This is a genomic window from Glycomyces tenuis DSM 44171 (assembly GCF_000427885.1).
GTDB classification, from domain to species: Bacteria; Actinomycetota; Actinomycetes; order Mycobacteriales; family Micromonosporaceae; genus Glycomyces; species Glycomyces tenuis.
This window is the reverse complement of record NZ_KE386602.1, coordinates 117750-143209: the sequence shown is the minus strand read 5'-3', so window position 1 is coordinate 143209 and position 25460 is coordinate 117750. Positions and strand designations below refer to the sequence as shown.

At 71.6% G+C, this 25460-nt stretch carries 23 protein-coding genes; 12 read left to right on the top strand and 11 right to left on the bottom strand.

What is annotated here, in order from left to right; genetic code table 11:
• Positions 1 to 7: 7 nt before the first annotated feature.
• From YWW_RS0126755 to YWW_RS0126745, 3 genes are all read right to left on the bottom strand, one after another.
• A complete protein-coding gene (locus YWW_RS0126755; RefSeq protein WP_026932474.1) occupies positions 8 to 2677 on the bottom strand; it encodes a tetratricopeptide repeat protein in 2670 nt (889 codons plus the stop codon).
• 12 nt (positions 2678 to 2689) lie between these two features.
• On the bottom strand, positions 2690 to 3016 hold the full coding sequence (locus YWW_RS34630; protein ID WP_051326372.1) for a CU044_2847 family protein: 327 nt from the start codon (positions 3014 to 3016) through the stop codon (positions 2690 to 2692).
• A gap of 104 nt (positions 3017 to 3120) precedes the next feature.
• Complete coding sequence (locus tag YWW_RS0126745) at positions 3121 to 4797, bottom strand: glycoside hydrolase family 2 TIM barrel-domain containing protein (RefSeq protein WP_026932473.1); 1677 nt, start codon at positions 4795 to 4797, stop codon at positions 3121 to 3123.
• 259 nt (positions 4798 to 5056) lie between these two features.
• Between YWW_RS0126745 and YWW_RS0126740 the strand changes: the two genes are divergently transcribed.
• From YWW_RS0126740 to YWW_RS0126725, 4 genes are all read left to right on the top strand, one after another.
• The gene (locus YWW_RS0126740; protein ID WP_211228715.1) at positions 5057 to 5878 is read left to right on the top strand and encodes an SGNH/GDSL hydrolase family protein; all 822 of its coding nucleotides are present in this window, start codon (positions 5057 to 5059) and stop codon (positions 5876 to 5878) included.
• Between the two features lie 114 nt (positions 5879 to 5992).
• Positions 5993 to 6883 carry an RNA polymerase sigma factor SigJ gene (gene sigJ / locus YWW_RS0126735; protein ID WP_026932471.1) on the top strand — a complete coding sequence of 297 codons (891 nt, stop codon included), beginning with the start codon at positions 5993 to 5995 and terminating at the stop codon, positions 6881 to 6883.
• A gap of 89 nt (positions 6884 to 6972) precedes the next feature.
• Complete coding sequence (locus tag YWW_RS37910; RefSeq protein ID WP_026932470.1) at positions 6973 to 8796, top strand: glycoside hydrolase family 15 protein; 1824 nt, start codon at positions 6973 to 6975, stop codon at positions 8794 to 8796.
• Between the two features lie 6 nt (positions 8797 to 8802).
• Positions 8803 to 9858, top strand: a complete 1056-nt coding sequence (locus YWW_RS0126725; RefSeq protein WP_026932469.1) for a glucose 1-dehydrogenase — start codon at positions 8803 to 8805, stop codon at positions 9856 to 9858.
• Positions 9859 to 9918: 60 nt separating this feature from the next.
• Here the strand turns inward: YWW_RS0126725 and YWW_RS33390 are convergent, their stop codons facing one another.
• Positions 9919 to 11457, bottom strand: a complete 1539-nt coding sequence (locus YWW_RS33390) for an MFS transporter (protein WP_051326370.1) — start codon at positions 11455 to 11457, stop codon at positions 9919 to 9921.
• A gap of 192 nt (positions 11458 to 11649) precedes the next feature.
• Here YWW_RS33390 and YWW_RS33385 point away from each other — a divergent pair, with 192 nt between their 5' ends.
• A complete protein-coding gene (locus tag YWW_RS33385; protein ID WP_035700194.1) occupies positions 11650 to 12243 on the top strand; it encodes a TetR/AcrR family transcriptional regulator in 594 nt (197 codons plus the stop codon).
• 57 nt (positions 12244 to 12300) lie between these two features.
• Here YWW_RS33385 and YWW_RS0126710 read toward each other — a convergent pair whose 3' ends face one another.
• On the bottom strand, positions 12301 to 13302 hold the full coding sequence (locus YWW_RS0126710; protein WP_026932468.1) for a TerC family protein: 1002 nt from the start codon (positions 13300 to 13302) through the stop codon (positions 12301 to 12303).
• A gap of 232 nt (positions 13303 to 13534) precedes the next feature.
• Positions 13535 to 14128 carry a TetR/AcrR family transcriptional regulator gene (locus YWW_RS0126705; RefSeq protein WP_026932467.1) on the bottom strand — a complete coding sequence of 198 codons (594 nt, stop codon included), beginning with the start codon at positions 14126 to 14128 and terminating at the stop codon, positions 13535 to 13537.
• 128 nt (positions 14129 to 14256) lie between these two features.
• On the opposite strand from YWW_RS0126705, the gene YWW_RS0126700 reads away from it, so the two are divergent.
• Complete coding sequence (locus YWW_RS0126700; protein ID WP_026932466.1) at positions 14257 to 15252, top strand: 2-dehydropantoate 2-reductase; 996 nt, start codon at positions 14257 to 14259, stop codon at positions 15250 to 15252.
• A gap of 7 nt (positions 15253 to 15259) precedes the next feature.
• On the opposite strand, the gene YWW_RS34625 is transcribed toward YWW_RS0126700, so the two are convergent.
• Entirely contained in the window at positions 15260 to 15703 is a 444-nt protein-coding gene (locus tag YWW_RS34625; RefSeq protein WP_051326369.1) for a MarR family winged helix-turn-helix transcriptional regulator, read from the bottom strand.
• Positions 15704 to 15795: 92 nt separating this feature from the next.
• On the opposite strand from YWW_RS34625, the gene YWW_RS33375 reads away from it, so the two are divergent.
• Both YWW_RS33375 and YWW_RS0126685 read left to right on the top strand, forming a co-directional pair.
• Entirely contained in the window at positions 15796 to 16365 is a 570-nt protein-coding gene (locus YWW_RS33375) for a class I SAM-dependent methyltransferase (RefSeq protein WP_051326368.1), read from the top strand.
• A 172-nt stretch (positions 16366 to 16537) separates the two neighbouring features.
• A complete protein-coding gene (locus YWW_RS0126685) occupies positions 16538 to 17254 on the top strand; it encodes a galactose oxidase early set domain-containing protein (RefSeq protein ID WP_026932465.1) in 717 nt (238 codons plus the stop codon).
• Positions 17255 to 17299: 45 nt separating this feature from the next.
• On the opposite strand, the gene YWW_RS0126680 is transcribed toward YWW_RS0126685, so the two are convergent.
• Positions 17300 to 18298 carry a hypothetical protein gene (locus YWW_RS0126680; protein WP_155830426.1) on the bottom strand — a complete coding sequence of 333 codons (999 nt, stop codon included), beginning with the start codon at positions 18296 to 18298 and terminating at the stop codon, positions 17300 to 17302.
• A gap of 138 nt (positions 18299 to 18436) precedes the next feature.
• Here YWW_RS0126680 and YWW_RS0126675 point away from each other — a divergent pair, with 138 nt between their 5' ends.
• From YWW_RS0126675 to YWW_RS0126660, 4 genes are all read left to right on the top strand, one after another.
• Positions 18437 to 19315: a hypothetical protein gene (locus tag YWW_RS0126675; RefSeq protein WP_026932463.1), complete on the top strand. Its 879-nt coding sequence runs from the start codon at positions 18437 to 18439 to the stop codon at positions 19313 to 19315.
• 174 nt (positions 19316 to 19489) lie between these two features.
• Positions 19490 to 20662, top strand: a complete 1173-nt coding sequence (locus tag YWW_RS0126670) for a CE1758 family FMN-dependent luciferase-like monooxygenase (protein ID WP_026932462.1) — start codon at positions 19490 to 19492, stop codon at positions 20660 to 20662.
• An 11-nt stretch (positions 20663 to 20673) separates the two neighbouring features.
• Positions 20674 to 21147: a MarR family winged helix-turn-helix transcriptional regulator gene (locus tag YWW_RS0126665; protein ID WP_026932461.1), complete on the top strand. Its 474-nt coding sequence runs from the start codon at positions 20674 to 20676 to the stop codon at positions 21145 to 21147.
• Positions 21144 to 21830 (top strand): CE1759 family FMN reductase, encoded by a 687-nt coding sequence (locus YWW_RS0126660; protein WP_026932460.1) that lies wholly within the window; start codon positions 21144 to 21146, stop codon positions 21828 to 21830. The genes YWW_RS0126665 and YWW_RS0126660 overlap by 4 nt, the downstream gene beginning before the upstream one ends.
• Positions 21831 to 21845: 15 nt before the next feature.
• Here YWW_RS0126660 and YWW_RS0126655 read toward each other — a convergent pair whose 3' ends face one another.
• The 3 genes from YWW_RS0126655 to YWW_RS33370 are packed head-to-tail and all read right to left on the bottom strand — an operon-like array spanning position 21846 to position 25180.
• Positions 21846 to 23402, bottom strand: a complete 1557-nt coding sequence (locus tag YWW_RS0126655; protein ID WP_081687805.1) for a PH domain-containing protein — start codon at positions 23400 to 23402, stop codon at positions 21846 to 21848.
• A complete protein-coding gene (locus YWW_RS0126650) occupies positions 23399 to 23896 on the bottom strand; it encodes a PH domain-containing protein (protein WP_035700201.1) in 498 nt (165 codons plus the stop codon). The genes YWW_RS0126655 and YWW_RS0126650 overlap by 4 nt, the downstream gene beginning before the upstream one ends.
• Positions 23897 to 23956: 60 nt before the next feature.
• Entirely contained in the window at positions 23957 to 25180 is a 1224-nt protein-coding gene (locus YWW_RS33370; protein ID WP_051326367.1) for an MFS transporter, read from the bottom strand.
• Between the last annotated feature and the right edge of the window lie 280 nt (positions 25181 to 25460).

Genomic DNA, 25460 nt, shown 5'->3' with positions numbered 1-25460 from the left:
GCGCTCCTCAACGGGCCTCGCGCAGGCGCGCGAGGTCGGCCACGACCTCCTCGACGGCGACCGTGTCCCCGTGCTCCCGGTAGACCCGGTACGCTTGCTCGAACAGATCCTCGGCCTCGTCCAGCTCGCCGCGGGCGAACGCCACCTTGCCGAGGCCCTGCCAGGAGGTCGCCACCCCGACCGGGCTGCCGACCTCCTCGAACGCGGCCTCCGCCGCCCGCCACTGCTCGACCGAGCGGTCCAAGTCTCCGGCCGCGAGCAGGACCTCCGCCGTGCCGCGCCGGGCGTAGGCCACGCCGACCGCGTCGCCCACTGCCCGCGAGCTCTCCAGCGCCGCGGCGAAGCGCTCCTCGGCCAGCGCGTGGTCTCCCCGCAGCTCGGCCACCCGCGCCAGGCCCCGCTGGACGTAGGCGATGCGGCGCCGGTCCTCGATCTCCCCGTACGCTTCCATCGCGGCCCGGTAGCGCGCCTCGGCCTCGTCGGCGTCACCCAGCAGCTGCGCGACCTCACCGAGGCCGCGCTCGGCATTGCCGATCCCGCCCGGGTCCGCGGCGGCGCGCGACGCGGCCAGCGCCCTGCCGTACTGCTCCGCGGCCTCCTCCAGGTCGCCGGTCATCCGCCCCACTTCCCCCAGACCCCACAGCATGTGTGCGGTCCGTTGCGTGTCGCCCGCGCGCTCGGCGAGCGTCTTCGCGTGCCGGAAGGCCGCTTCGGCCACGTCGTAGCGGCAGTAGACCAGTGCCCGGTATCCGATGAACCGGGCCAGTCGCGCGTGGGCGTCGCTTGTCCCGCTCAAGGCGAGGTCCCGGATGCTGTCGGACTCGATCCCGAACCAGTCCTTCTTGTTCATGAAGGTCTCGCCGGTCAGCTGGTCGACGAAGTAGCCCATGAGGGCCAGCTGCGTGTGCAGCCGTTCGCCGATCGGCTCGCCGTCCTCGCCGGGGACCGACTCCCGCTGGGCCAGGTGCGCGCCGTAGGCGCGGATGAGGTCGTGGGCCTTGTAGGCGCGGAGCCGGTGGTCGCGCTGTCCGCCGCCTTCGAGGTTCCGCTCGGCCAGGCCCGCCGCGACCAGGCGCTTCATGCGCCGCGCGGCCTCGTCGAGCTCGCAGCCCATGGCCGCCGCGAGGCTCCCGGCGGTCGCGCTGTAGCCGGGGTGCGCGCCGAGCACCCGGAACGCCAGCCGCGTCTGCTCGTCCAGACGCCGGTAGGAGCCTTCGAGCCGGTCGAAGAGGTCCTTCTGGTGGTCGGGCTGCGGGTCGTGCCGCGCCGCCGCGGGGTCGGGCAGGTCGGCGATGATCTCGTCGAGGGCGATCTCCTCGTTGACCACTTCTTCGGCGTGGGTGCGGATCAGCACCGGCACGTACAGGTCCCGGCGCACCAGCTCGGCGACGAGCTCGGGCGGGTGCTCGCCCGCGATCGCGGTGAACATGGCGACGGCGTCGGCCTCGTCGAGCACGTCGAGGCGCATCGGTTTGACGCCCTCGACGCGGACGATGTCGCGGCTGGTCACGATCGTCGCGCAGCCGTCGCCGCGGACGATGAGGCCGTCGAGCTGCTCGACGCCGTCCACGTTGTCCCACACCATGAGGAGCCTGCGGTCGGAGGCGACGGCCTGCCACAGCTCGGCCCGCTCGCGGTGGTCGAGCCGCGCGATCTCGTCGATGCCCGCCGCGCCGACGGCCTTGAGGACCGAGCCGAGGGCGTCGGCGGCGGTGTCGGAGCGGCTCCAGCGGTAGGAGCGGAAGTCGTGGAAGACCCGCCCGCCGGGGAACTGGTCGCGGTAGCGGTTGCCGAACGCGACGGACAGCGCGGTCTTGCCGACGCCGCCGAAGCCGCCGATCGACTGGACGACGGCCACGCCGCCGGACTCGCCGAGGTTCCCCCGGAGCTTCTCGAGCTCGTCGAGCCTGCCGACGAAGTGGTCGGTGCTCGTCTCGGGCGTCCAGTAGTCGCGCCATTCGAAGTCGAGGCGTCGCGTGAACGCGCCGTCCCAGTGCGCCGAGCCCGCGATGCGGCTCGCCGAGACCAGTTCGTCGGCCGCCGCGCGGAACGCCTCCGGCAGCGAGGCGTCGCCGAGCGCGCTCAAGGGCGTCGCCACCGCGCCGCTGGTGCCGCGGGTGTTGTTGACGACGCCGACGATCGCGCCCCGTCCGGTGTCGACGAGCATGCCACCGGACATGCCGGGCAGCGCCTGTCCGCCGGTGAGCCACCAGAAACGCCGGTCGTCCACGCTCTCCCACGTGAAGTCGACGCCCCGCATCCGCGGCTCGGACTCCCGGCTGGCCGGGTCGGGTCGGACGGCGACGACGGCGCGCCGCCTGACCGGCTCCGAAGGCGCCTCCGCGAGGAGGTCGAGCCTGGGGCAGGGGTGGTCGGTGAAGCGTCCATGCTCATCGACCAGTTCGATGATCGCCAGGTCCGGCCAGGCCCACAGGCCGTCGAGGCCCGGCGCGGCGGGCGTGCGCGCCCGGACCGTGCCTTGCAGGTCCGCCAGGGTTCCGGAGCGGCCCAGCCGGACGGGGTCGCCGTCGGCGAGCCCGCTGACGACATGGGCGCAGGTGAGCACGAACCCCGGCGCGGCGAGGAAACCCGAGCCGCGGAACGCGCCCGTGCCCGCCGTCTCGATTCTCACGACGAACGGGAACAGCCGCGGGTCGTCGATGGCCGTCGGTGACATCGGGGCCCCGCTTCAGACGCCGTCCGAGGCGGAGGACCACTTCAGCGTCACCTTGAGCGTCGCGGCGGCGCCGCCGCCGACGAGCAGGCCGGTCAGCTTGCCCGCCTTGACGTCGACGGCGATGCCGAACTCGACGGTGGCCTCCTGTGGCCGGACCTTCTCCCACACCGAGACGAGCTCGCCGCTGACCGCCTCGACCGTGTCCCTGATCCGGTCGAGCGACTCCGGCTCGTCCAGGGCGCCGCTGATCGGTCGCAGCGAGCCCTCGTCCGCCGCGTCGGCGACGGTCTCCACGAGGAACTCGGCCTGGCCGACCTTGACGGGTACCGTTTGGCGCATCGGTGCCTCCGGGGGTGCGAAGGGACGGTGGTCCTTTCAACGGTACCAAGCTCGTGCACATCGGAGTGTCAACCGAACGTGCAAGCCCCGCAAGGCGTCACGCTTCACTCCCGCATCGCTCGGAACAGCCGTCGGACCGCGCCGTAGGCCTGCTTCGGCCGCCGGTACTCGTCGAGGATGCCCTTGTCGTTGATGCCGCGGGGACGGCCGAGGAGCATGTGCTTGGCCTCGGAGGTGCGGAAGTCGCCCAGGACCCAGATGCCGAGCCCCGAGATCCGGTCCTGCCCTTCGGCGAGGTGGCGGATGACGGTCTCGAGCAGTTCGGCCTGGTACTCCTCGGTCCACATGGAATGGTTCTGGTCGTGCCAGCCGGGGACGGCCCCGGCGCCGATCTCGGAGATGACGAGCGGCTTCCCGGCGTGCCCGGCGGCGTCGACGTGCGCGGCGATGCGGTCGAGTTCGCCGGGGATGTCGGCGATGCCGTCGACGTACCAGCCCGGGTAGCAGTTGACCGAGACCACGTCGACCAGGTCGAGGCACACGTCGTCGTAGACGTGGTTGGTGGCGTAGGTGACCGGCCTGGACGGGTCGAGTTCGCGCAGCCGCCCGAGGAGCCGCTCGTAGGCGGGCCGGACCTCGGGCTCGCCGCTCGGACTCTCGTTCAGGATGCCCCACATGATGACCGACGGGTGGTTCCGGGCCGCGGCCACCATCTCGTCGATGTGCTCCAGTTGCGCGGCGACGAAGTCCGCGTCGGTGAGCCGTTCGACGGGGTACTGCCAGCCGATCGACTCGCTCCACACGAGGATCCCGGCCTCGTCGCACAGGTCGAGGAACAGCGGGTCCTGCGGGTAGTGGCTGCCGCGCACGAAGTTGCAGCCCAGGTCCCGCAGCTGCTGCACGTCCGCCACGAGCTGCCCGATCGGCTGCGCGTGCCCGAAGTTCGGGTGCGACTCGTGCCGGTTGAAGCCCCGCAGCGTCAGCGGCTCGCCGTTGACGGCGACGCGCCCGCTCTCCGCTGTGACCTTCCGCAGGCCGAAGCGCTCGCACATGTCGTCCTCGCCGAGCCGCACCCGGACCGGGTGCAGCGCCGGGTTCGACGGCGACCACAGCTCGGCGCCGGGCAGCTCGATCTCGCGCTCGATCCGGCCGGAGGGGTCCAGGTCGACCCTCTCCTCCACGAGCACGTCGCCGCACTCGATCACCAGTGAGGCTCCTTGGGCGGCGCCGTAGTAGTCGACGGCCACTGACACTCGCCGGGCGTCAAGGTCGACGGTGTCGATCCGCAGGTGCTCGATCCAGGTGTCCTCCAGGCGATGCAGCTCGACGGACCTGGTGATGCCTCCGAAGTGGTACCAGTCGAAGTGCTCCAGGTGCAGCGGGGAGCGCTCGCCGAAGCGGTTGTCCGCCAAGACGACGATCTCGACGGTCCCGGCCTCGGCGTGCTCGATGTCGGCCGTGAAGCGCGTGAAGCCGCTCGAGTGCTCTCCGATCGGCTCGCCGTCCCAGAACACCCGGCACCAGTGGTGGACGGCGTCGAACACCAGCCGGTGCCGCCCGGTCTCGGCGACGTGGACGCGGGTGCGGTACGCGGCCAGTCCTCGCTTCCCGGCGTAGGCGGGCGTGGCGTCGAACGAGCCCGGCACGGCCATCACGTCCTCGAACGCGATCGCCTCCACCGCGACGGCGTCGGGGTCGACGTCCCCGAGGAACGCGAAGTCCCACACGCCGTCCAGATCCGTCACCGAGCGCCGCTCGTGCCGCGCGAACCGTCGAGCCATGGTCTCTCCCCTTCGAGCCGCCTGCGTTGCCCCACCGATCCTATGCGAGCGCTTGCCGTGAGCGGTTCGCACCTTCGCCGAGCGGCATCGCGCCTCGCCGACACGGCGCCTGCAATCCTCCCCATACCTGCTGCGCACCAGCCCCGTTCACGGTCAGTTTTCTTGCCCCGCATAGCGGACGCGTGTCTATAATGGCGCGGTCACCCGGCGAATCGTCCCAAACGGATGGTTTGCCGCATCGAAAACAGAAGGAGACCCCGTGTACCCCCCGAAGACCAAGCCGCGCCGCCGCGTCGGCCTGCTGCTGCGCACGCTCGCCGCAGCAGCGGCCGCCGCCATCGGCGCCGCCGCGTTCGCCGCCCCCGCCTCCGCCGACGTCACACTGCTGAAGTACGTCGCGCTCGGCGACTCCTACGCCTCGGGTGTCGGCGCCGGCGACTACCTCGGCGACGACGACTGCTACCGCTCGGCCAACGCCTACCCCCGCCAGGCCGCCTACGAGCTCGGCGAGAAGCTCTGGTTCGAGGCCTGCTCCGGCGCGACCGTCGAAGACGTCGTGGCGAACCAGCTCGGCCACCTCAACTACACCACCGAGCACGTCACCATCGGCGTCGGCGGCAACGACGCCGGATTCTCCACCGTCCTCGGCGCCTGCGCCGGCACCGACACCGCCCTGTGCCTGGGGGCCGTCGACAACGCCCGGACCGTCATCACCGACGTCCTGCCCCAGCGCCTCGACGACCTCTACACCCAGGTCCGCGACAAGGCCGACACCGCGACGATCGTCGTCGTCGGCAACCCGCGCCTGTTCAGCGGCACCACCTGCGCCGACTCCCTCGCGATCACCCCCGAGGAGCAGGCCGCGCTCAACGACACCGCCGACCTGCTCGCCGAGACCACCGCGGCCGTCGCCGCCGACCACGGCTTCGGCTTCGCCGACCCGCGTGCGGCCTTCGACGGCCACGGCGTCTGCTCGGCCGATCCGTGGATCCTCGGCTACGTCGGGACCCTCGAGTCCTTCCACCCCAACGCCGCCGGCCAGGACGGCTACACCGACGTCGTGCTGCCCCACCTCACCTAGCGTGAGCACGCAGCAGACCGGCCCGCGGCCTCGGCCGCGGGCCGGTCTGCTGCGTGCTCGCCGGGAACTAGGCTGCTGTGAAGTGACAGTCCACAGCGAAGGAACACCACGGCGATGAGCGAGCGCACCGACCTGGCCGAGCGCTTCGAAGAGCAGCGGCCGCGCCTGCGGGCCGTCGCCTACCGGATGCTCGGCTCCTTCAGCGAGGCCGACGACGCCCTCCAGGAGGCCTGGCTCCGCGCCGGCCGCACCGACACCGGCGAGGTCGACAACCTCGGCGGCTGGCTCACCACCGTCACCGCCCGCGTGTGCCTGAACATGCTCCGCTCCCGGCGCCGCCGCCGCGAGGAGCCCATCGACGTCCACGTCCCCGACCCCGTCGTCAGCCCCGAGAGCGGCCTCGACCCCGAACACGAGGCGCTGCTCGCCGACTCGGTCGGCCTCGCCCTCCAAGTGGTCCTCGAGACCCTCGCCCCCGCCGAGCGCCTCGCGTTCGTCCTCCACGACATGTTCGCCGTCCCCTTCGAGGACATCGCCGGCGTCATCGAGAAGTCCCCGGCCGCCGCCAGGCAGCTCGCCAGCCGCGCCCGCCGCCGCCTCGAAGGCCGCACCGCCGCCGAGACCGACCCCAGGCGCCAGCGCGAGGCCGTCGCGGCCTTCTTCGCCGCCTCGCACCGCGGCGACTTCGACGCGCTCGTCGCCGTCCTCGACCCCGACGTCGTGCTGCGCGCCGACGGCGGCACCGCCCGCCCGGCCCTCAACACGATCCTGCGCGGCGCCCAGACCGTCGCCGGACAGGCCGCCCTCTACCGCCGCTTCGTCCCGCTCGCGCACCCGGTCCTCGTCAACGGCGCCGTCGGCCGCCTCATCGTCGACGAGTCGGGCCCGTTCGCCGTCATGTCCTTCACCGTCGCGGACGGCAGGATCACCGCCATCGACGTCCTCGCCGACCCCGAGCGGCTCCGCCGCCTCGACCTCCCGAACCCGGACGAGCGGGACCGTTAAACGCCGTTCCGCCGCGCGCATACCGCGGGCGGTGCGAGGGTAAGCGGCAAGGGGTGGCGCACGCGGAACCGCTGTGGGAAGGTGAGGCCGTGGCTTTGCGGATCGAAGAATACGGAATGCTCGGCGATCTCCACACCGCGGCGCTGGTGGGGACCGACGGGTCCATCGACTGGCTGTGCCTCCCGCGGTTCGACTCCCCGGCCTGCTTCGGGGCCCTCCTCGGCGACGAGCGGCACGGCTGCTGGCGCCTGGAGCCCGCCGCGGGCGGCAAATGCACGCGCCGCCGCTACCGCGGCGACACCCTCATCCTCGAGACCGAGTGGGACACCCCCGAAGGCAGCGTCCGCGTCATCGACACGATGCCGCCGCGCGACCGCGCCGCCGACCTCGTCCGCGTCGTCGAGGGCATCAGCGGCCGCGTCCCCATGCGCACCATGATGCGGCTGCGCTTCGGCTACGGCCGCAACGAACCGTGGATCAGATACCACGACGGGCAGATCGCCGCGATCGCCGGGCCCGACGCCGCCTGGCTCGCCGCCGACGTGCCCATGGAGCTGTCCGACACCACCGCGCAGGCCGAGTTCGCCGTCTCGGCCGGCGACCGCGTCTCCTTCGTGCTCACCTACCAGCCCTCCCACAAGGACCGCCCCGTCCCGGTCGACCCCAGGGTCGGCATCGACGGGACCGAGCGGTTCTGGAACGACTGGATCGGCCACTTCCGCTACGAAGGCGGGTGGAACGACGCCGTCCGCCGCTCCATGGTCGTCCTCAAGTCCCTCACCTACGCCCCGACCGGCGGCATCGTCGCCGCCGCCACCACCTCCCTGCCCGAGGACCTCGGCGGCGTCCGCAACTGGGACTACCGCTACTGCTGGCTGCGGGACGCCACCTTCGCGCTCCAGGCGCTGCTGGGCACCGGCTACATCGAGGAGGCCCGCGAATGGCGCGAGTGGCTGCTGCGCGCCGTCGCCGGCGACCCGGCCGACCTCCAGATCATGTACGGCCTCGACGGCAGCCGCTGGATTCCCGAGTTCACGCTCGACTGGCTCCCCGGCTACGAGGCCTCCGGGCCGGTGCGGATCGGCAACGCGGCCTCCGTCCAGTTCCAGCTCGACGTGTGGGGCGAGGTCCTCGACGGCCTCTACCTGGCCAGGGAGGCGGGCCTGGAGGCCGAGGCGAGCGCCTGGGAGCTCCAGGAGGCGATGCTCGACTTCCTCGAAGGGCACTGGTCCGACCCCGACGAGGGCCTCTGGGAGGTGCGCGGCGTGCGGCGCCACTTCGTCCACTCCAAGGTCCTGTCGTGGGCCGGTTTCGACAAGGCCGTCAAGTCCGTCGAGCGCTTCGGCATGGAGGGCCCGGTCGACAAGTGGAAGGTCCTGCGCGAGGAGGTCCACCGCGAGGTCTGCGACCGCGGCTTCGACGCCGAGCGCGGCACCTTCACCCAGTTCTACGGCTCCACCGGCCTGGACGCGGCCCTGCTGCTCATCCCGCAGGTCGGATTCCTTCCCTGGGACGACCCGCGCGTGGCCGGCACCGTCGAGGCGGTGCGCCGCGAACTGACCCGGGACGGCTACCTCCTGCGCTACGACCCGGCCGCCGACGGCGGCGTCGACGGCCTCCCCGGCGACGAGGGCACCTTCCTGGCCTGCTCGTTCTGGCTCGTCGACGCCCTGCACGGCATCGGACGCCGGAGCGAGGCCGGAGACCTCTTCGAACGGCTGCTCGACGTCCGCAACGACCTCGGCCTCCTCAGCGAGGAGTTCGACCCCCGCACCGGCCGCCAGCTCGGCAACACCCCGCAGGCCTACAGCCACGTGGGGCTGGTCAACTCGGCCCGACACCTCAGCGGCACGCACCCGGCCACCGCGCCGCGGGCCGTGCGCGAGGAGCAGTCAGTCAACGAAGGAGAGTGAATCGCCGTGCGCGCCTTGACCGTCATACCAGGCAGGAAGCACTCGCTCGCGCTCACCGAGATGCCCGAGCCCGAACCGTCACCAGGAGACCTGATCGTCGACGCGCTCGCCGTGGGTGTGTGCGGCACCGACAAGGAGATCGCCGAGGCCGAGTACGGCACGGCCCCGCCCATGGCCGACCGCCTCGTCATCGGACACGAGTCGCTCGGGCGGGTGCGCGAGGCGCCCGACGGCAGCGGCTTCGCGCCCGGCGACCTCGTCGTCGGCGTCGTCCGCAGGCCCGACCCGGTCCCGTGCGGCGCCTGCGCGATCGGCCGCTTCGACGAGTGCCGCAACGGCGGCTACGTCGAACGCGGCATCAAGCAGCTCGACGGCTACGCCAGCGAGGTCTGGACCGTCGAACCCGAGTACGCCGTCAAGCTCGATCCCGGCCTGGAGCGGGTCGGGATGCTCATGGAGCCCACCAGCGTCGTCGCCAAGGCCTGGGACCAGATCGACAAGGTCGGCGGGCGCTCCTGGTTTGAGCCGAAGCGGGTGCTGGTCACCGGCGCCGGGCCGATCGGGCTGCTCGCCGCGCTCATCGGCGTCCAGCGGGGCCTGGAGGTCCACGTCCTCGACCTCGTCGCCGAAGGGCCCAAGCCCGAGCTCGTCACCGCGCTCGGGGCGGTCTACCACCACGAGGGCATAGAGGCCGTCGTCAAGGAGGGCGAGCCGGACATCGTCATCGAGGCCACCGGCGCCACCTCGCTCGTGGCCGACGCGGTCGCGGCCACCGGCTCCTTCGGCGTGGTGTGCCTGACCGGCGTCTCGCCGGAGGGGCGGAACGTCAATGTCGACGTCGGGGCGCTCAACCGCGAGATGGTGCTCGAGAACGACGCGATCGTCGGCTCGGTCAACGCCAACCTCGGCCACTACGCGACGGCCGCCGAGGTCCTGCGCGAGGCCGACCCGGGCTGGCTCGGCCGCATGATCACCCGGCGGGTCCCGCTGGAGCACTTCGACCAGGCCTTCGACCTCGGACCCGAGCACGTCAAGGCCGTCATCGAGCTCGAACGGAGCTGAGCACGGCAGAGGCCGGGCGGGAGTCGCTCCCGCCCGGCCTCGTCGCGTTCTCCGCGGCCGTCACACCGCCGCCGTCGACTCCGCCGGCTCCTTCTCCGGCTCGGGCAGGTCGACGCTGTCGCGCAGCCGCACCGGCGTGAGGAACAGCGCCGCGACGACGCCGGCCGCGCTGATGCACGCCGAGAGCAGGAACAGGTGCCCCGTGGCGTCGCCGTAGGCGGCCATGACGACCTCCCGCACCGGCGCCGGCATGCTCCCGATGTCCAGCGAGGAGCCGCCGGTGGCGCCCTCGACCGGGATGCCCAGGGCCGCCAGGCCCTCGGCGATCTTCGAGGCGACCTGGTTGGCCAGGACCGCGCCGAGGACCGAGACGCCGATGGTGCCGCCCAGCGAGCGGAAGAACGTGATCGAGCCGCTCGCCGCGCCCAGCTCGCGCAGCGGCACCGAGTTCTGCACCACCAGGACCAGGTTCTGCATCGCCGCGCCGACGCCGATGCCGACCGCGAGCATGCCCACGCCCATGTAGACCAGCGAGGTCTCGTGGTCCACGGCCGACAGCATGAGGAATCCGCCGGTGAGCACCATCGTCCCGGCGACGATGTACGGCTTGACCCTGCCGCTGCGCGAGACCATGCGCCCGGCCACGGCGGAGGAGACGAGCACGCCGAACATCAGCGGGATGGTCAGCAGGCCGGCCTCGGTGGGGGAGTAGCCGCGGGCGATCTGGAAGTACTGGCCCAGGAACACCGCGCCGCCGAACATGGCCATGCCCACCGACAGGCTCGCGACGATGGCGAGCGCCGGGTCGCGGCGCTTGACGACGTGGATCGGCACCACAGGCTCGGACACGCGCGTCTCGACCCATACGGCCGCACCGAGCAGGACGACGCTGCCGCCGACCATCGCGGCGGTCTGCCACGAGATCCAGGCGAACTCGGCGTCGACGAACGTCACCCACAGCAGCAGGAGGCTGACCCCGGCCGCGATGAGGCTCGCCCCGGCATAGTCCACCTTCGTCTCGGGGCGGCGGGTCTCGACCAGGTGCAGCGTGCGGGTGAGCATGACCAGCGCGATGAGCGTGAGCGGCACGGCCATGAAGAAGCACCACTGCCAGCCGAGCCAGTCGGCGTCGGTGATGGCCCCGCCCAGGAGCGGCCCGCCCACGGTGGAGACGGCCATGACGCCGCCGAGGTAGCCGTTGTACCGGCCGCGCTCCTTGGGGCTGACCATCGCGCCGATGATGACCTGCACGAGCACCTGGAGCGCGCCCATGCCCAGGCCCTGGACGACGCGCAGCGCGATGAGCTGCTCGGTGTTCTGCACCAGTCCGCAGCCGAGCGAGGCGAGGCTGAAGATGACGATGGCGATCTGGAGCAGCCGCTTCTTCGGGAACAGGTCGGCCAGCTTGCCCCAGATGGGCGTCGAGGCGGTCGAGGCCAGCAGCATCGCGGTGACGACCCAGGTGTACTGCGACTGGCTGCCCTTGAGGTCGCCGACGATCTGCGGCAGCGCCACCGAGACGACGGTGGAGCTGATCATCGCGGCGAACAGGACGATGAGCAGACCGCTGAGGGCGCGCAGCACCTCGCGGTGGGTCATCGGCTGGGCGGCGGGGTTCGCGGGAAGACTCACTGGCGACCTCCGGGGAGGCTGTCGGGAGCGTGCGGAGCCACGGGACCTCCAAGGAATGAGGATGATTGGATGCGGTGGCGGGGCGACGACAGTGAACGCTCCGTCTACTATTCAACGCTAGCATTTAGTGAACGTCGCGTTCACTATCTAGGAGACCAGGTGACTGAATCCACACCGGGCCGCCGCCGCGGAGACGATCTGGAGCGGGCGATCCTCGAGGCCACCCTTGAAGAGCTCGCCGAGGTCGGTTACGCGAACCTCCGCATCGAGAGCGTCGCCGCCCGGGCCCGCGCGGGCAAGGCGTCGCTGTACAAGCGCTGGCCCAGCCGGGCCCATCTCGTCCGCGCCGCCGCCCGCTACCAGGGGGCAAAGGGGGACAAGCACTTCGAGCCCTCAGGGGACGTGCGCGCCGACCTCGCCCGGGTCATGCGCCGCATCGCCGCCTTCCAGGCCGGACCCGACGGCGAGGCCATCCGCGGCTTCGTCGGCGAGCTCACCGACACCCCCGAGGGCGAGGAGCTGCGCGATCAGATCGAGCGCCCGCGCCTGCGCGTCGTCGCCCAGGTCTTCGAGGCCGGCATCGCGAACGGCACGGTCCGGCCGGAGGCACTGGCCCCGCGCATCGTCAACCTCGCGCCGTCGCTGATGACCCACTACTTCCTCACGCGCGGGAAGCCCGCCCCGCCGGAGGTCATCGACGAGATCCTCGACCTCGTCGTCATGCCGCTCATCACCGAGCGGTCCCCCGAGTGACCGGATGCCGTCCGAGTCGGACGGGGCCCCGGGCGGCCGAGCCGCCCGGGGACGCCGTCACTTGGACTCGTCCTTGTCGTGGCCGCCGCTGAGCGAGCCGGCGTGCGCCTTGGCCTCGGGGTCCTTCCGCGTCTTGAGCAGGCTCGCGACCGTGACGATCGCGAGCACGCCGAGCACCACGCCGAGACTGAGCGGCGTCGGGATCTCGGGCACGGAGTGGCTGATGTCGACGTGAGCCCAGTGCAGGACCAGCTTGACGCCGATGAACGCCAGGATGATCGCCAGGCCCGTCGAGAGGTACACGAGCCGGTCGAGCAGGCCCTTGACGAGGAAGAACAGCGCGCGCAGGCCCAGCAGCGCGAAGGCGTTGGCGGTGAAGACGATGTAGGCCTCTTCGGTGACGCCGAAGACCGCCGGGATCGAGTCGAGGGCGAACAGCAGGTCGACGCTGCCGATGGCGACGAGCACCACGAACAGCGGGGTCACCAGCCTGCGGCCGTCGACGCGGGCGAAGAGCTTGCCGCCGTGGTACTCGTTGGTCGCCGGGAGGAAGCGCTGCGCGGCCTTGACCATGACGTTGTTCTCGACATCGGGGTCTTCGTCTCGGTGTCGGAAGAGCTGGACCGCCGTGTACACCAGCAGCAGCCCGAACACCAGGAACATGAACGAGAACAGGTTCAGCAGCGCCGCGCCGGCGGCGATGAAGATCGCGCGCATGATGAGCGCCAGCACGATCCCGAAGGTGAGCACCTTGTGCTGGTGCTTGTCGGGAACGGCGAAGATGCTCATGATGATGACGAACACGAACAGGTTGTCCACCGAGAGGCTCTTCTCGATGATGTAACCGGTGAAGTACTCGGTGCCGTAATCCCCGCCGTACTGCGCGCCGAACCATATGCCGAAGCCGATGGCGATGAGGATGTAGAACACCGACCAGGCGGTCGCCTCCTTGAACCCGACCTTGTGCGGGCGTATCGCGGCCAAGACGAGGTCCACCACCAGGAGCGCCACGATCAGGCCGATGGTCACGGCCCACGTGAGTGCGCTGATTTCGAGCATTCCTTCCTCCGGTTCGATTGGTTTGTCGGCAGTCGGGTGCGGCGCCCGCGTTTCCGGAGCTCGTCCCGGAACGGAGGCGTCCATAGTGCCGCCATGGCGACTGCGGACTGACATCATGCCGCTCGCCAGCATCGTACGCGAGTGAGCGCCGCGAAGCAGCGCCGGATGACGCAGTTAACAAGACGGTCTTCCCATGGCTCCCGGCGGATTCGGCCCCGTCGGGCGGCGATCGCTACGCGGCGGGCCGGATCGAGCGTTCGAAGACGGCGACCAGCCGCATGAACCGCTCGGTGAACGCCTCGGGGTCGAGCGGGTCCTCGCCCTCGACCACCCAGGTGGTGATGAAGGCGGTGCCACCGCCGGTCAGGAACAGCGAGAGGTCCTCGACCTCCCGCGGCGCGCCGTCCCCGCCCAGCGCGCGGCGCACGGCCCGGCGGTTGATCGGCAGCAGCAGCCCGGTGAGGACCTTGTGCAGGGCGAACGCCACCGGGCTGTTGCACAGCGCCCGGTAGAACACCCGGTGCGCCGCGAAGTGCCGGGCGATCAGCAGCGCGCGCTCGCGCGTGTCCCGGACGCCGTCGAGGCGGGGCGCCAGCTCGGTTCCCGCCAGCTCGAGCGCGGCCTTCAACAGGAGGTTGTCGCGGTCGCCGAAGTGCTGGTAGACCAGCTGGCGGCTCACGTCCGCGGCCTCGGCGATCTCGGAGAGCGGCACGGCCGCGGTGCCGTGCTCGGTCACGAGGGCGACCGTGGCGTCCAGGAGCGCGGCCCGGGAGCGGCGCACCCGGCGGTCTTTGGCGGGTGGGGCTTGCGACGTCGGAAACTCCATGTCGGCAAGCGTATACATATGCGAATGGCGAGGCCAATGTCGAACGGCCGGCACGCGAACACCGGATGGCCGAAGTGCGAACGACCGTCGCGTACGGCGTCCCGCCTCGGCGGGAGTAGCATCCGTCCATGGTGATCTGCGTGTACGGCGCGGGCAGCGTGGGCTGCTACGTCGGCGGACGGCTCGCCGCGACCGGCGCCGAAGTGGTGTTCGTCGGCCGCGAACGCATCGCGCGCCAGCTCGCCGGGCACGGCCTCACCATCACCGACTGGCGCGGCGCCGAACTGCGGGCCCCCGCGCCCCGGTACGAGACGAACCCCGACGCCGCCTCCGAGGCGGACCTCGTCCTCGTCACCGTGAAGTCCACGGCCACCGCCGACGCCGCCGCCGAACTCCTGCCGCGCCTGAAGGCCGGCGCCGTCGTCGTCAGCTTCCAGAACGGCCTGCGAGGCGCCGAGCTGCTCCGCGAACTCCTCCCAGGCGTCACCGTGCTGCCCGGCACGGTCGGCTTCAACGTGGTGAACCGGGGCGCTGGCTGGTTCCACGCCGCCACCGAAGGCGAGCTCGAAGTGCAGCGCCACGACTCGACGGCCGCCTGCGCCGACGCCTTCGAACGCGCCGGCCTGCCGCTCGCGCAGCGCGACGACATGGCAGGGGTGCAGGCGGCCAAACTCCTGCTCAACCTCAACAACGCCGTCAACGCGCTGTCCGGCCTGCCGCTGGCCGAAGAGCTCTCCCGGCGCGCCTACCGGCGCTGCCTGGCCGCCGCGCAGCGCGAGGCGCTGGCGGCGTTCGCCGCCGCCGGAATCGCCCCCGCCAAGCTCACACCGCTGCCGCCCAAGTGGATCCCGGCGCTGCTCGGGACGCCCGATGCGGTCTTCACCGCCGCGGCCTCCCGGATGCTCGCGATCGACCCGCTGGCGCGCTCGTCGATGTGGGAGGACCTCGAGGCCGGGCGGACCACGGAAGTGGACCACCTCAACGGCGAGATCGTCTCGCTGGCCCGCGCCCACGGCACCGAGGCGCCCGTCAACGAGCGCCTCGTGGCCCTCGTCCGCGACGCCGAGTCCGGCGGGAGGCGGGACTGGGCCGGCGAGGACCTCCTCGCGGAACTGCGCCGCTGACCGGCCCTCACCGCTCCGGCGGCGTCCGCTCCCCGTGCATGGCGCGCAGCAGCGCCGGGAGCCCGAGCGCGAGCCCTTCCCGCTCGTCGGGGGTCATCGCCTCGGTCCACCGGAGGTAGCGCGCGTGGACCGAGGAGGCGATCCCGCGGTGGAGCCGCCGCCCGGCGTCGGTGATCTCGAGCCGGTAGAGGCGACGGTTGGCCGGGTCGCGCTCGCGCCTGACCAGGCCGTCCGCTTCGAGCTCGGCCGCCAGGCGGCTGACGGTGCTCTTCTCCAGGCCGAGGCGCTCGGCCAGCTCGCGCTGGGACAGCCCGGCCTCGTGGTCGAGCTCGTGGAGCGCGAACAGCTGCGACAGCGAGACCGGCTGCCCGGGCACCGCGCGGTCCATGAGGACGAGGCCGACGGTGCGGAACAGGTCCATGAGCAGGTGGTGCAGCCGATCCGGATCCAACGCCGCCCCTTTCGACTCCGGTGAGTTGTGCAAAGCAACTATGTATCTTAGACTAGAAGGAGAGTTGCAAGGTACAACTATTGGAGGCTCGCATGAGACACCACACCAGAGGCCACGGGCACGGGACCATCGACGGCAAGGCCAGCAGGCGGTACGACGTGCTCGCCAGGCTCCTGAAGCGCCGCTTCTACCGCAGGATCGCCGCCGACGCCTCCCGCTCCGCCCCCGAAGGGGGCGCTCTGCTCGACATCGGCACAGGGCCCGGCGTGCTGCTGATGGAGCTCCACCGCTCCCGCCCCGACCTCGCCCTCACCGGCGTCGACCTCTCGGCCGACATGGTCGCGCACGCCGAACGCAACCTGGAGGGGCACGCCGCGGTGCGCCGCGCCGACGCCGCCGAGCTCCCGTTCGAACCCGAGAGCTTCGACCTGGTCGTGGCCTCGCTCAGCGCCCACCACTGGGATGACCCGGCGGCCGGTGCCGCCGAGATCGCCCGCGTGCTGCGACCGGGCGGGCGGCTCCTGGTCTACGACATGGGGCACGCCCCGTTCGACACCATCGCCGCCCATCCGGGGTTCGCCGACGTTCGCCGAGGCGCCTTCCGCACCGGCCTGGGGCCGCTGCTGCGCTGCGAGCGCTTCGAGGCCACCGCGGTGGCTTAGGGCTGTGCCATACATCTGACCGGGCGTCGTCGGGGGGCGCCCGTCGCCCACCACCACCCGAACCGGACGCCACCTCTCCGTCGGCGGCCAGCACGAGGAGCTGACCCGGCACCGCGACATCGTCAGCCGGAACCGGGACCTGCCGGCCACCGCCACCGCCGAGGTCTTCGAAGTGGACACGGCCGCGCTGACGGGGGAGTGGCACCGCGTCGGCGACATGGAGCACCCGCGCATCCTGTGCGACGCCACCCTGCTGGCCAACGGGGAGGTCCTGGTGAGCGGCGGCGCGAGCCACGGCTGGGGCGACAGCGACGAGGGCGCCGTCGTCGAGGCCGAGCTCTACGACCCCGACTACTCGCTGTTCGAGCCCGCCGCCTCGGCGCACACGGTCCGCCGGTACCACTCCGTGGCGCTGCTCCTGCCCGACGGCAGCGTCCTCAAGGCGGGCAGCACCGGCGGCTTCGGCACCCATGTGGACGGCACCCAGTACCGCTTCGTCGGCAACGAGACCGGCGAGCGCTACCTGCCGAAGTACATGTTCCTGCCGCGCCCGGCGATCACCGGCCTCGAACCGGCCGCCGACAAGGCGACGGTCGACCACGGCGGCACGTTCACCGTCACCGCCTCCGGCGGCGAGCTCACCACCGGGGCCGAGGTCGCGATCATCCGGCCCGGCTCGACCACCCACGGCAACAACATGGACCAGCGCTTCGTGTGGCTGGACACCGCGGTGGCCTCCGAAGGGTCCGAGACGGCGCCGTGGACCTTCACCGCGACCGTGCCGGAGAACCCGGCCGCGGCCCCGCCGGGCAGGTACATGGTCGTCGTGGTCACCGAGGAGAAGGTGCCCTCCGAAGCCGAGTGGATCCACATAGCGGTCCCGAGCTGAGCGGCGGTCGTATGCGGGAGCGTCCCGGCCGGGACGCTCCCGTCGTCATCCGGTCAGCCAGTGGCAGGTGTTCGAGCCGACGATCTCCTGCTCGATCGCGAAGTCGCCGGTCTCCCAGTCGACGGCCAGGATCAGGTTCTCCGCCCACAGAGGACAGGTCAAGGCGACCGGTTCGGCATCGCCGCCCGAGTCCTCGGGAACGGCGTCGAACTCCACGACGCCCGGCTCGACCGTCCTGAGGCGCAGGCCTCCCGCCAACAGCCAGCCTTCCAGCATCACCTTCGGGTACTCGATGATCCGCCACGGCTCGGACGGGTCGGCCTCGACGAAGGGATGCTCCGAAGGGACATGGCCGAACGAGCAGTGCTCCCGCGTGACCGCGCACGCGTCGAGGTATTCGTGCAGCGCTTCGGTGAAGGCCGCCTCGCTCTCGGCGGTGAGCTCGGGTCTGGGGGCGACCGGCCGACCGGTCGCGTGCTCCCCGCCGAGTTCGACGAACCGGTCGCCGAGGACCAGCATCGAAGGCATGTTCATGTCGATCGCAGGCTGAGTGGAGCCGTAGAAGTGGTACACGCCCGGCAGCAGATAGACCTCTTGCGCCGGTCCCAGCACGTCGTTCACCTCGACGATGCCACCGGAGTAGGACTGGCCGCCGGTGAGGCGGTCGGTGATGCGCGGCTCCCCGCTCTCGAACACCACCTCGTAGCGGTGCGCCAGTCGGGTGTCGTCCCCGGCGCGGATCTCGGCGTACACCCGGGCGGTGCCGGTGCCGTCCTCACCGTGCTCGTATCCGACCTGTGCCACCTCGACGATCTCCCAGTCCGCGTTCAGCGCCTCGGGAGTCAGGAACGGACCCGCCGGGGCGTCGGCGATCCGCTCGAGCGCCGCGTCGACATCGCCCGCGTGGACGTCCTCCAGGAACGAGAGGACCGCCTGCTCGGCCGCGGGACGCTGGATCGGAGACCAGGTCAGCACCGCGGCGACCGCGATGAGCACGGCGATCAGCGCGAGACCGAGGTTCGAGACACCGTGCCGAGCCGGCACGGGACGAGGAGGGACGGGCCCGTGGAGCGGGAGATGGATCTCCTGCCGTGGTGCCTGGTCGGGGTCGCGCACCGAGTACTCCCGGATTCCGTACTGTTGGGTGCGGACCAGCCTAGTACCTCTGCACAAAGGACCCCCATGGCTTCGCCTCGCCGCCTCGCATTCGACTCGGCCGCTCTGCGGGCTCGCGCCGGACGCCTGGCCGAGCGAGCGGAGGCGCTGCCGAAGTGGCCGTTCGCGGTCGCCGTGGTCGTCTCCATCGCGATGCTGGCCGCCGTACTGGTGGGAGCCTCGGACCCCGGCCAGCGGGTGGCGCAGGTGGGGATGTTCGAGGCGCAGGGATACGACGTGAACGACGGCATCGAGGCGGACGCGCGGGTCGAACCGGTCGAGATCGAGATCGTCGAGTACGGATTCGGGGATATCGAGATGTACGGCCAGAGGCGGCTCACGGTCGGCGCGGTCGTGCGCAACCCGCACCCCACCGCGGTCGCGCATCTCGTGTTCACGGCCTCCGGGGCCGGTGGGCAGCGTGTCCTGGACACGTTCAGGATCAATTACGTCCCTCCTGGCAGCGAGGTCCTGATCGGCCACATACTCGACGAGCAGGCCGAGATCACGGCCGACGAGAGACTCGAGTTGGCCGTCGAGACGGCGTCGTTCGACCCGCCGTTCGAATCCCCGCCCCCCGACTACCTCCCCGGGCGGTTCGCCGTGCTCGGGGTCGAACCGCTGCTCTCCCCCGAAGGGCAGAGGATCGCCTACCGGATCGACTCCGAGCTCGGCTACACGGAGCTCGCCAGAGTCGACGTCGTCTTCCGGGGCGCCGACGGCACCATCGTCGGCGGCGTCGGCGGGGACGAGCGCGTGATCGACGGGGCGGACAGCACCGGCTTGATCAGCGTGCCGCCAGGCACCTCGGTCCACCACTTCAACCTGCGGTCGGAGGAGATACCGGAAGGCGCCGATCTCCTCCAGACCGAGATCGGGCCGGGCGGGGTCATCCCCGGCGGGTGAGCCGTGTCCCTGCTGCGGCGGAGCGTCCAGGGAGGGCACCGCCCTGGACAAGTGAGCCTCGTCTCGTCCCGCATGCCGGGAATACCGCTCGCCCACCCGTCGTTGAGGTAGATGCAAACGCATGAACATCGGCACGAAACAGCAGCTCGCCACCGCGAGCGAACGGGAGACATGATGCAGTTCGGAATCTTCTCGGTCAGCGACATCACGCGCGACCCCGTCTCGGGCGAGACCCCGACCGAAGCGGAGCGGATCGACGCGATCGTGCAGATCGCGCGCAAGGCCGACGAGGTCGGCCTCGACGTCTTCGCCATCGGCGAGCACCACAACCCGCCGTTCTTCTCCTCGTCTCCGACCACGCTCCTGGCCCACATCGCCGCCCTCACCGAGCGGATCATCCTCACCACGGCGACGACCCTGATCACCACGAACGACCCGGTCCGCATCGCCGAGGAGTACGCGATGCTCCAGCACCTCTCGAAGGGCCGCATGGACCTCATGCTCGGCCGCGGCAACACCGCGCCGGTCTACCCGTGGTTCGGCCAGGACCTCCGCCAGGGCCTGCCGCTCGCCCTCGAGCACTACAACCTGCTCCACCGGCTGTGGCGCGAGGACGTGGTGGACTGGGAAGGCGAGTTCCGCACGCCGCTCCAGGGCTTCACGTCCACGCCGAGGCCGCTGGACGACGTGCCGCCGTTCGTGTGGCACGGCTCCATCCGCACCCCGGAGATCGCCGAGCAGGCCGCCTTCTACGGCAACGGCTTCTTCGCCAACCACATCTTCTGGCCCACCCAGCACTCCCTGCGCCTGATCGAGTTCTACCGCCAGCGCTTCGAGCACTACGGCCACGGCACCAAGAAGCAGGCCGTCGTCGGCCTCGGCGGCCACGTCTACATCGCCAAGCGCTCCCAGGACGCGGTCAAGGAGTTCCGGCCCTACTTCGACGAGGCCCCGGTCTACGGCCACGGCCCCTCGCTGGAGGACTTCAGCCAGATGACGCCGCTGACGGTCGGCAGCCCGCAGGAAGTGATCGACAAGACCCTGACCTTCCACGACACCTTCGGCGACTACCAGCGCCAGCTGTTCCTGATGGACCACGCCGGCCTGCCGCTGAAGACCGTGCTGAACCAGCTCGACCTGCTCGGCGAGGAGGTCGTCCCGGTCCTGCGCAAGGAGCTCGACTCGCGCCGTGACGCGGACTCGGCCGACGCCCCGACGCACGCGGGCCTGGTGAAGGCCAAGTACGGCGACGGCCCGGCCCGCCAGCCGAAGCCGAACGCCAACCGGGGCGACAACACCTCCGGCCCGACGCCCTACCAGGACACCGAACAGGACGCCGAGGAATGAGGGGAGCGACGATGACCCGCCGCGGCAGGGGCCACCTCGCCAACGACTCGTGGGAAGCGCTCCTGACCGCCCACGCGGTGCTCATGAAGCGCTTCGCCGCCGCGCCGATCTGGGACGAGGTGTCGATGCGCGAATACGACGTGCTCTACACCCTCGCCAAGCAGGACCGCCCGATCCGGCTCGGCGAGCTGAACCGGAACGTCCTGCTCAGCCAGCCCGCGCTCTCGCGGCTGGTCGAGCGGCTCGCCGACCGCGGCCTCGTCGAGCGCGCCCCCGACCCGGCCGACGGCCGCGGCGTCCGCCTCGCGCTCACCGAGGCCGGACGCGAGCAGCAGCGCCGGACCGGCAGGCGGCACGCGGCCGACGTCGCCCGCGAAGTCGGCGCCGCGCTCGGCGACGAAGAGATGCGCACACTCGAGGCGCTCACCAGGAAGCTCGCCGGACAGGACCGGCCGAGCGGCGAAGCAGAGGAGGAGAACCGATGAGCGAGCGGGAGTTCCGGCTCGTCGTCGTCAGCGGCGGCACCAGCGACCCCTCGTCCACGCGCATGCTGGCCGACCGGATCGCCGGCCGCGTCGCCGAACTGGCGCGCGGGCGCGACGAGCGCGTGAGCGTCGACGTGATCGACCTGCGCGAGCTCGCCACCGAGATCACCACCGCGATCGTCTCCCAGCTCATGGGGCCGAAGCTGACGCGCGCGGTCGAGCTGCTCGGCGGCGCCGACGGCGTCGTCGCCAGCGCGCCGGTCTACAAGGCCGCGCCCAGCGGCCTGTTCAGCTCGTTCTTCCACGTGCTGGACAACGACCTCCTGATCGCCAAGCCGGTGGTGCTCGCCGCGACCGCGGGCACCGCGAGGCACGCGCTCGTCGTCGACGAGCAGATGCGGTCCCTGTTCGCGTACCTGCGGACCATGACGGTCCCGACCTCGGTCTTCGCCTCCAGTGAGGACTGGCGCGACAAGGACCTCGGGCGGCGCGTCGACCGCGCCGCGATCGAGCTGCTCCTGCTCATGGAGAGCGGCTTCGCCGATCAGATCCGGACCGAGTCCTGGAAGAGCTACCAGCACGAGTACGGCAGCGCCGGAGGCACCGAACTCGACATCGACCTGAGCACCGACCTGATGCGGCTGGCCGCGGGCGGTTCGGCCGCCCCGCCCGGCGAGGAATGAGACGGGGCGGGGCGGTCACTCGCCGCCCGGCTCGTCCCCGACCAGGAACGGCCGCAGCAGCTCCGGCACCGTCTCGTCGGCGAAGTCGAGGATCTCGTGCTCGTCGCCGTCGATGGCCGCGTAGTGGCCCCTGCCCGCCGCGGTCGTGGCGTCCAGCGTCATCAGGCCCATGCGCCGCTGGAACACCGACTGCTTGATGCGCCAGCCGATGATGCCCGAGCGGTCGAGGTGCACCGTCGAGCGCCGGACGCTGCCGCTCCGCGCCACCATGTAGCCGCGGTTCAGGCCGTGGCCGAGGGAGGCGTAGGAGTCGAGCGCCGTCCACACCGCCCAGGCTCCGGCCAGGACGGCGGCGAGCACGACGACCGCGCTCCAGAACCCCGGAATCGACCACAGCAGATGGACCGCCGCCACGATCGCGGCCAGGACGAGCACCGCCACCGCGGCCCACCGCAGGCGGCGCGTCCTGGCCGCCTTCGGATGGGCGATGAGCTCGGTCTCGGTCGGGCCGATCACCGCGTCGGCCGCGGCCGAGATCACCGGCCGCGGGGCGGCCGGGACGAGCGTGGTCAGGTCGGCGTTCTTCTGGTCGGTCTTCAGCCCGATCGCGACGACGTCGAGCCGCGCCGCGCCCGCGGAGCGCACGCCCAGCGGCTCGACGACCTCGACGCCGCGGATCCGCTCCTCTTCGAGGCTGAGCGAGCGGTTGACCAGCAGGCCGCGGCGCACCCTGAGCGTGCCGCCGGGCTCGCGGTCCAGCCGGTGCCCCCACCACGCCTCGGCCTGGAACGCGAGGCTGCCGATCACCCCGACGAGGACGACCGCGACGAGCCCGAGCAGGAGCACCCGCCACGGGCCGTACCGCTCGACCAGGTCCGCCACGATCTCCACCGGCAGGCCGCCGCGGCCGAACCAGTCGGCGACCTGGAAGACCGCTCCGATGACCGCGCCCGCCAGGAGCGGGGTCAGGAACGACAGCGGCGCGTACTTCAGCCAGCCGAGCCGCCATGTCGCCAGGCGCTGCTCGGCGTCCGAGTCGGCCTCGACTCCGGCGCGGCGCAGCAGCTCGGCGCGCAGCCGGTCGGCCTCGGCGCGGTCGACGGAGTCCAAGGTCAGCGTCTGCTCGCTGGTCGCGCCGCTCCCGCTGCCGCTCTCGCCGGTGCCGACCTTGACCTTCACCAGGCCGAAGAGCCGGTGGAGCGGATTGGCCGAGAGGTCGACCGAGCGGATGCGCTCCCTGGCCAGCGAGCGGCGGCGCTTGAACACCACGCCGGTGATCATCTCGACCCTTGTGCCGGTGACCCGGTAGTGCGTCACCTTGAGGCGGATCGCGTCGGGGACGACCACGGCGGCGATCACCACGGCGGCGCCGGGGACCACGAAGGCCAGCGCGATCGGCCACGACGTGCCCGAGGCGATACCGGTGGCCGCGGGGACCGCCGTCAGCGCGGCGAAGCCGGCCATGAACAGCGCCGTCATCTTCAAGGTGTCGCGATGCAGCCGCCGCCAGGGGGTCTCGGCTTCGGTCGGCTCGGGCGCGGGGCCCTCGTCCGCCGGTTCGGCGTCGGTCATGTCGCGTCCCCGGGCGTGGCGTCGGTGATCTCGGTCAGCCGCTCGGCGAGGGCGGCGGCCTGTTCGTGGTCGAGGCCCTCCAGCTTGACCGCCCCGGCCGACGAGGCCGTCGTCACCACTACTGTGGACAGGCCGAAGGCGCTCTGGAGCGGGCCCCTGGTGGTGTCGACGGTCTGGATCCGCGACATCGGGGCGATCCGCCAGGTCCGCCAGAAGTACCCGGTGAGCGAGTACACGGCGGTGTCGGTGACCTCCCAGCGGTGGACGCGGTGCCACCAGATCGGCATCGCCACCGCCGCGGCCAGGCCGACCACCGCGATGACGATCGCCGGGCCGAGCAGCCACGGCCGCGCCGGGGCGATGAGGGCGCCGAGCACCGCCAGCGGGATCACGGGCACGGCCGTCGCGATCAGCAGTTGGACACGCCACCACGGCAGGGTTCGCCTGTCGAACTGGTTTCTGGGAGGACGCAGTCTCGTCCCGGTTTCCTTCATGTCCGGAATCGTATCCACCGGTGCCGCACCGGTTTTTCCGACATGTGACCGGAAGCGGGGTCAACCGGCGGTGACGCGCTCCTCGGCGGGAGACGGCGCGTACGCGGGCACCCATCTGGCGAGCCATCCGGCGCCGAACCACGCGATCGCGCCGAGGGCGATCGCGGCGGCGCCCAAGGGGAACGCGAGCGTGATCAGGCTGATCAGGCCGGGCCCGGTGACGTTGCCGAGATCGGCGCAGAGTCGCCATCCGCCGAGGAACTGGCGTCTGCCCTCGTCGGGCGCGACGTCGGCGCCGAGCGTGAGCACGATCCCCGAGGAGATCCCGTTGCCCAGGCCCATCAGGCAGGCGACCAGGCCGATGGCCACTGCCGAGCTCGTCAGCGGCAGGAGCAGGAAGCCCGCGCCGAGGACGATCATGGCCGGCAGCGCGACCCACATGCGCCCGAAGCGGTCCATGATCGCGCCGCCGGGGTAGAACAGCAGCATGTCCACGCCCGCCGAGATGCCGAAGATGACGCTGACGGTCGAGGCGTCGAGCCCTTGGGACTCGGCCCACAGCGGCACGATGCTCTGCCGCGTGGCGCGGGCGGCCGAGATGAGGAGCACGCCGACGCCGAGGGTGAGCAGCACCCTCCGATGGCGCGCGAGCACCGACCACAGGCCCGGCGGACGCTCGGCGGTGTCGGCGGGGGAGACCGGGGCGACGCCCGGCAGGCTCGGCAGGGTGAGGCTGAGCAGCCCGCCCGCGAGGCTCATGCACGCCGCGAACGCGTAGGTCGCGCCGATCGAGAACTGCTCGACCAGCAGCGCGCCGACGAACGGGCCGATGAACGAGCCGATCCGGAAGGTGCCGCCCAGGGTCGACAGGGCCCGCGCGCGGAAGTGCGCGGCGACGGCCTCGGACAGGTAGGCGTGCCGGGCCAGGCCGAACACCGCCGAGGCCAGGCCGGAGACGAACACCGCGATCGACAGGACCGCCAGCGAGTCGGTCCGGGAGGCCACGAGCATCGCCGCCGCCTCGACGAGGCACGCCGCGAGCAGGACCGGCTTCTCGCCGAAGCGCTGGGCCAGGGCCCCGGCGGGCAGATCGCCCGCCAGCTGCCCCATGCCGATGAGGCCCACCACGACCGCGGCCTGCGCGACGGTGGCGCCGAGGTCGAGCGCCGAGAGCGCGATGAGCGGGACGACCGCGCCCATGCCGATCGAGATGAGGATGGTCGGCCCGTAGATGGGAATGATCAGCGAACGCCATTTGATCGTTTCATCGCGTTCTGCCGTCACCCGGCGAACGTATCAGCCGGCGCGGGCGGGACCGCCGTCCGAGCCGGGCGGCGTGAGCTGTTCTACGGCTCGCACGTCTCGCCGTGGCGAGACATACGCGTCTGCTCGCGTAGACGGCCGCCCGCCGAAGGCCCACTTGACGCGTCGGCGGGCGGCCGTGGGGAGCGCACTGCCAGCGTCAGCCGGCGGTGCAGGTGACCTGTGGCGAGGCGCTGGCGCCGGAGCCGACGAAGCCCCAGGCGTTCATCGTCTGACCGGCCGCGATATTGGCGTTCCAGCC